A 5210-nucleotide genomic window follows, 5' to 3' on the forward strand; every position below is an offset into this window, starting at 1 on the left:
TGGATACAAACAAACACATTTTACAATGGAGAGTTTGATCCTGGCTCAGGATGAACGCTAGCGGCAGGCCTAATACATGCAAGTCGGACGGGATTTGGGAGCTTGCTCCTAATGAGAGTGGCGCACGGGTGCGTAACACGTATGTAACCTACCTTAATCAGGGGGATAGCCTCTCGAAAGAGAGATTAACACCGCATAATATATTTTTATGGCATCGTAGAAATATCAAATATTTATAGGATTAAGATGGGCATGCGGAACATTAGCTAGTTGGTAAGGTAACGGCTTACCAAGGCTACGATGTTTAGGGGATCTGAGAGGATGACCCCCCACACTGGTACTGAGACACGGACCAGACTCCTACGGGAGGCAGCAGTAAGGAATATTGGTCAATGGGCGCAAGCCTGAACCAGCCATGCCGCGTGCAGGAAGACGGCCCTATGGGTTGTAAACTGCTTTTGTACCGGAATAAACCCTTTTACGTGTAAAAGGCTGAATGTACGGTAAGAATAAGGATCGGCTAACTCCGTGCCAGCAGCCGCGGTAATACGGAGGATCCAAGCGTTATCCGGATTTATTGGGTTTAAAGGGTGCGTAGGCGGCCAATTAAGTCAGGGGTGAAAGACGGTAGCTTAACTATCGCAGTGCCTTTGATACTGATTGGCTTGAATCCACTTGAGGTAGGCGGAATGTGACAAGTAGCGGTGAAATGCATAGATATGTCACAGAACACCAATTGCGAAGGCAGCTTACTAAAGTGGCATTGACGCTGAGGCACGAAAGCGTGGGGATCAAACAGGATTAGATACCCTGGTAGTCCACGCCCTAAACGATGAACACTCGATGTTGGCGATATACGGTCAGCGTCTAAGCGAAAGCGTTAAGTGTTCCACCTGGGGAGTACGCCCGCAAGGGTGAAACTCAAAGGAATTGACGGGGGCCCGCACAAGCGGAGGAGCATGTGGTTTAATTCGATGATACGCGAGGAACCTTACCCGGGCTTGAAAGTTAGTGAATGTGACAGAGACGTCACAGTCCTTCGGGACACGAAACTAGGTGCTGCATGGCTGTCGTCAGCTCGTGCCGTGAGGTGTTGGGTTAAGTCCCGCAACGAGCGCAACCCCTATGTTTAGTTGCCAGCATGTAAAGATGGGGACTCTAAACAGACTGCCTATGCAAATAGAGAGGAAGGAGGGGACGACGTCAAGTCATCATGGCCCTTACGTCCGGGGCTACACACGTGCTACAATGGATGGTACAGCGGGCAGCTACCTGGCAACAGGATGCCAATCTCGTAAAGCCATTCACAGTTCGGATCGGGGTCTGCAACTCGACCCCGTGAAGTTGGATTCGCTAGTAATCGCGTATCAGCAATGACGCGGTGAATACGTTCCCGGGCCTTGTACACACCGCCCGTCAAGCCATGGAAGCTGGAAGTACCTGAAGTCGGTAACCGCAAGGAGCCGCCTAGGGTAAAGTCGGTAACTGGGGCTAAGTCGTAACAAGGTAGCCGTACCGGAAGGTGTGGCTGGAATACCTCCTTTCTGGAGCAGTATCCAACACCATTGTTTCATATAACAATGTTACCTACATGATTATTTCTTAATTAAAGGAGTTTGGCCAACAGGGGCCAGATTAATGAAATCAACGGTTCGAATCCGTTATTCTCCGCGCTGCTTAGGGTAGCAAGTAGCAAGTATATAGTAGCAAGATTAGTCTTGATGCATGATACTGAAGACTTGATACTAAAGCAAAACGTTCTTTGACATATTGGAAGAAGTAAAAAAAGAGAAGACAACAGTAGGGACGTCTTTTCTTAGAATCAAGAGTAAAGAATCAAGAGTTAAGACTTCGGTCTTGAATCCTGACTCTGGCATCTTGAATCAAAAGAGAGACATCTCGATAAAATAAAAACGTATCATACCGAGCAAAAGGCGGTAAAAGATATTAGAAGAAAGTAAGAAAGGGTACACGGGGGATGCCTTGGCTCTCAGAGGCGATGAAGGACGTGATAAGCTGCGATAAGCTCCGGGGATCAGCAAATATGAATTGATCCGGAGATTTCCGAATGGGGAAACCTAACTATTTGAAGAATAGTTGCAATAGCGCAAACCTGCTGAACTGAAACATCTAAGTAAGCAGAGGAAGAGAAAACAACAGTGATTTCCAGAGTAGTGGCGAGCGAAATGGAAGAAGCCCAAACCATATATGTTACGGCATATGTGGGGTTATAGGACCACAACATGAGTATTAAAATGAACCGGAAGGGCATGGGAAGGCCCACCATAGAGCATGAGAGTTGCGTACGGGTAAGTAATAATATGATAGTGGTATCCTGAGTACCGCGAGGTCGGAGACGCCTTGTGGGAATTTGCCGGCACCATCCGGTAAGGCTAAATACTCCTGAGAGACCGATAGTGAACCAGTACCGTGAGGGAAAGGTGAAAAGAACCCCGAACAGGGGAGTGAAATAGAACCTGAAACCGTGTACTTACAAGCGGTCGGAGCACCTTTGAGGTGTGACGGCGTGCCTTTTGCATAATGAGCCTACGAGTTACTCTTCCCTGGCAAGGTTAAGTGTTTAAGACACGGATCCGAAGCGAAAGCGAGTCTGAATAGGGCGTATAGTCAGGGGAGGTAGACGCGAAACCTTGTGATCTACCCATGGGCAGGTTGAAGGTGCCGTAACAGGTACTGGAGGACCGAACCGATAAACGTTGAAAAGTTTCCGGATGACTTGTGGGTAGGGGTGAAAGGCTAATCAAACTGGGAAATAGCTCGTACTCCCCGAAATGTTTTTAGGAACAGCGTGGTGGTAAAGTTATACAGAGGTAGAGCTACTGATTGGGTGCGGGGGAGTCAAATCCTACCAAATCCAGACAAACTCCGAATGCTGTATAATATACACTGCAGTGAGGCTATGGGTGCTAAGGTCCATGGCCGAGAGGGAAAGAACCCAGACCATCAGCTAAGGTCCCCAAATTAACGCTAAGTTGAACTAACGAGGTCCGATTGCACAGACAGCTAGGATGTTGGCTTGGAAGCAGCCATTCATTTAAAGAGTGCGTAACAGCTCACTAGTCGAGCGATCGGGCATGGATAATAAACGGGCATTAAGCGTTATACCGAAGCTATGGATTACATGTAAATGTACTGGTAGGGGAGCATTCTAATTGCCGGTGAAGCAGGAAGGACAACTGACTGTGGAGGAATTAGAAAAGCAAATGTAGGCATAAGTAACGATAAGGCGGGAGAGAAACCCGCCCACCGAAAGACTAAGGTTTCCTGATCAACGCTAATCGGATCAGGGTTAGTCGGGGCCTAAGGTGTAGCCGACAGGCGAAGCCGATGGACAACTGGTTAATATTCCAGTACTTTTTATAACTGCGATGCGGTGACGGAGTAGTGACACTGACGCGAACTGACGGAATAGTTCGTTAAAGACTGTAGGTATAGATTGTGTAGTTAAGTACGCACGATTTGCTGAAAGTTGATAGTACAGCAGACCTTCGGGCGAGTTGATAGTTCAGGTAATCAGACTTCCAAGAAAACCCGCTAAGCTTCAGGTTATAAAAACCCGTACCGTAAACCGACACAGGTAGTCGAGGAGAGAATCCTAAGGTGCTCGAGTGAATCATGGCTAAGGAACTCGGCAAAATGGCCCTGTAACTTCGGGAGAAGGGGCGCTGACAGCAATGTCAGCCGCAGTGAAAAGGCCCAGGCGACTGTTTAACAAAAACACATGGCTTTGCAAAATCGAAAGATGACGTATAAGGCCTGACACCTGCCCGGTGCCGGAAGGTTAAGAGGGGATGTTAGTCGCAAGGCGAAGCATTGAATCGAAGCCCCGGTAAACGGCGGCCGTAACTATAACGGTCCTAAGGTAGCGAAATTCCTTGTCGGGTAAGTTCCGACCTGCACGAATGGTGTAACGATCTGGGCGCTGTCTCAGCCATGAGCTCGGTGAAATTGTGGTATCGGTGAAGACGCCGGTTACCCGCAACGGGACGGAAAGACCCCATGCACCTTCACTACAACTTAACATTGATATCGGATACAGGATGTGTAGGATAGGTGGGAGGCTGTGATCCTGCTTCGCTAGGAGTAGGTTAGCCAACGTTGAAATACCACCCTTTCTGTATTTGGTGTCTAACTTGAGAAACTCGAGGACATTGTTTGGCGGGTAGTTTGACTGGGGTGGTCGCCTCCAAAAAGGTAACGGAGGCTTTCAAAGGTAAGCTCAGTACGCTTGGTAACCGTACGCGGAGTGCAATAGCATAAGCTTGCTTGACAGTGAGACAGACAAGTCGAGCTGGGTCGAAAGACGGATATAGTGATCCGGTGGTTCTGCATGGAAGGGCCATCGCTCAAAGGATAAAAGGTACGCTGGGGATAACAGGCTGATCTCCCCCAAGAGCTCATATCGACGGGGAGGTTTGGCACCTCGATGTCGGCTCGTCACATCCTGGGGCTGGAGAAGGTCCCAAGGGTTGAGCTGTTCGCTCATTAAAGTGGCACGCGAGCTGGGTTCAGAACGTCGCGAGACAGTTCGGTCCCTATCTGTTGTGGGCGTTGGAAGTTTGAGTGGGGCTGACCTTAGTACGAGAGGACCGGGTTGGACGAATCTCTGGTGAATCTGTTATGGCGCCAGCTGTACTGCAGAGTAGCTACATTCGGAATAGATAAGCGCTGAAAGCATCTAAGTGCGAAACTAGCCACAAGATGAGACTTCCATTGAGGATCGTAGCAGACGACTACGTTGATAGGTTACAGATATAAAGGTGGTGACATCAAAGTCGAGTAATACTAATAATCCGAAGCTTTCTCTAACAGAAGACTTTGTGAGAACAGAAGCAAGAATATAGAATCAGGAATCAAGACTTAGGTCTTAAATCTTAACTCTGATCTCTTGACTCTCCTCACTAACTGTTGTTTTCTCTTGAACTTACTTCTTTCAATAATATGTCATTGTTTGATGGTGAATGGAGCCGGTTGCCGGTGCCAGGCAGAAATGTCCCGCACTCACACCCATTACCCTCACCAAACAAACTATAAGATCTTCAGGTGCCTATATCGGCGGTGTCCACCTCTTCCCATTCCGAACAGAGAAGTTAAGCCCGCCAGAGCCGATGGTACTGCAGTAAAATGTGGGAGAGTAGGTCGGTGCCATCCTTTACTAATCAAAACCCCTTCAATCAAAAGTTGAAGGG

At 48.3% G+C, this 5210-nt stretch carries 3 rRNA genes; all 3 read left to right on the forward strand.

The window, feature by feature from the left end:
• The first annotated feature begins 22 nt into the window (after positions 1–22).
• The 3 genes from FPZ43_RS19155 (at position 23) to rrf (ending at position 5172) form a co-directional block, all read left to right on the forward strand.
• Positions 23–1544: ribosomal RNA gene (locus FPZ43_RS19155) — 16S ribosomal RNA — on the forward strand.
• A gap of 407 nt (positions 1545–1951) precedes the next feature.
• Positions 1952–4829, forward strand: a 23S ribosomal RNA gene (locus FPZ43_RS19160).
• A gap of 231 nt (positions 4830–5060) precedes the next feature.
• Positions 5061–5172, forward strand: a 5S ribosomal RNA gene (gene rrf / locus FPZ43_RS19165).
• Together the 16S, 23S and 5S rRNA genes form the textbook arrangement of a ribosomal RNA operon.
• Positions 5173–5210 lie beyond the last annotated feature (38 nt).

The organism is Mucilaginibacter pallidiroseus (genome assembly GCF_007846085.1).
GTDB lineage: Bacteria > Bacteroidota > Bacteroidia > Sphingobacteriales > Sphingobacteriaceae > Mucilaginibacter > Mucilaginibacter pallidiroseus.